Here is a 1,832-nt window from a genome sequence, read left to right as displayed (position 1 = left end):
TTAAAACCACTTCAAGTTGTTAGTGGCATTGTTGAACGGCGACATACTTTGCCAATCTTGGCAAACCTATTATTTAAAAAACAAGGTGACAAAGTATCTTTTGTTTCAACGGATATAGAAATTCAAATTACAACTAACGCTAGTTTTGGTGTTGGTGTTGAAGACGTCACTACAACTGTGGCCGCAAGAAAGCTATTGGATATTTTGCGCGCTCTACCAGAAGGGCCTGTTGCTTTAAATCTCAAAGATAACAAGATGGTTGTTCAGAGCGGTAAAAGCCGCTTCTCTTTGCAAACTCTTTCAGCAACCGAATTTCCTGTTATGCAAAGCGTTGGTGAGGTAACCGCTAGCTGGAAGATGACTCAAAAAAGTTTTCGTCAATTAGTTAGTCAAGTTCATTTTGCAATGGCACAACAAGATATTCGTTATTACCTTAATGGTATGTTGTTGGTTGTTGAGAGTAAGCAGGTAATTGCGGTTGCAACCGATGGTCATCGCTTGGCTTATTCTCAAGTTGAATTAACTGATGCTCCAGTGGGGTCTGGTCAGAGACAGGAAATCATTATTCCTCGTAAAACCATTCTGGAGTGCCAACACCTACTTGAGGACTCAGATGAACCATTGGAGATGAGTCTCACATCAAATCAAGTGAAGTTTACGTTTGGTGATATCGAGTTGATTTCTAAGTTGGTCGAGGGGAAATTTCCTGACTTTCAGCGCGTGATTCCTAAGGGGCATAAAAACTCCTTAGTGGTTGGACGTGATGTTTTGCAATCAGCTTTACAACGCGCAGCAATTCTGACAACAGATAAATTTAAGGGCGTACGCTTTTCTTTGTCACCAAATCGAATTACTGTTCAATCCACTAATGCTGAGCAAGAAGAAGCTCAAGAAGAGATTGAAACTGAATACAGTGGTGACGCTGTTGAGATTGGGTTCAATGTAAGTTACTTATTAGATGTTTTATCAAACCTAAAGAATGAAAAAATTCAAATTAGTTTGGGTGATGCCAACAGTAGTGCTGTGATTACGTTACCCGGTTCGGAAGACTTCAAGTATGTTGTGATGCCAATGCGTATTTAATTTAGAAAAAAATGATTGAAGAAAAAAAAGTAGTAGAGCAGTATGGTGCATCATCGATTCAAATCTTAGAAGGTCTCGAGGCTGTTCGTAAACGTCCAGGTATGTATATCGGGGATACCTCCGATGGAACAGGCCTGCACCACCTAGTTTTTGAGGTTTTAGACAACTCTATTGATGAGGCTCTAGCAGGATATTGCTCTGAAATTACCGTCGTTATACAAACCGATAATTCTATTTCTATAGTTGATAACGGGCGTGGCGTTCCTACGGGTATTAAATACGACGATAAGCATGAGCCAAAAAGAAGTGCGGCTGAGATTGTGATGACTGAGCTGCATGCTGGTGGTAAGTTTGATCAAAACAGCTATAAAGTTTCTGGTGGTTTACATGGTGTGGGTGTTAGTTGTGTAAACGCACTCTCTAAGTGGTTAAAACTTACTATTCGTCGCGACGGTAAAGCGCACTACATGGAATTTGCGCGCGGTGTGATTCAGAACCGCAATATTCAAGAAGAAAATGGTGTTGCGGTTTCACCGATTACTGTTATTGGTGACACAAGCTTATCTGGCACTGAAGTACATTTCTTAGCTGACGAAGAAATTTTTGGAAGCATTGAATTCCATTATGAAATTCTTGTTAAGCGCATTCGCGAACTCTCATTTTTGAACAATGGAGTTCACATTAAGTTAATTGATCAGCGCTCTGGTCAAGAAGAGGATTTTGCTTTTTCAGGTGGTGTTAAAGGTTTT

General features: G+C 40.2%; 2 protein-coding genes. Both read left to right on the top strand.

Annotated elements, in window-relative coordinates:
- Window positions 1–1,083: DNA polymerase III subunit beta (dnaN, locus tag B7Y67_RS16890; RefSeq protein ID WP_293599623.1), on the top strand; the 1,083-nt coding region annotated here is incomplete at its 5' end.
- An 11-nt stretch (window positions 1,084–1,094) separates the two neighbouring features.
- On the top strand, window positions 1,095–1,832 hold a 738-nt coding region (locus B7Y67_RS16885; protein ID WP_293599622.1), incomplete at its 3' end, for an ATP-binding protein.

The sequence above is a fragment of the Polynucleobacter sp. 35-46-11 genome (assembly GCF_002281105.1).
The sequence above is the reverse complement of the archived record's forward strand: the minus strand, read 5'-3'. Positions and strand labels throughout refer to the sequence as shown.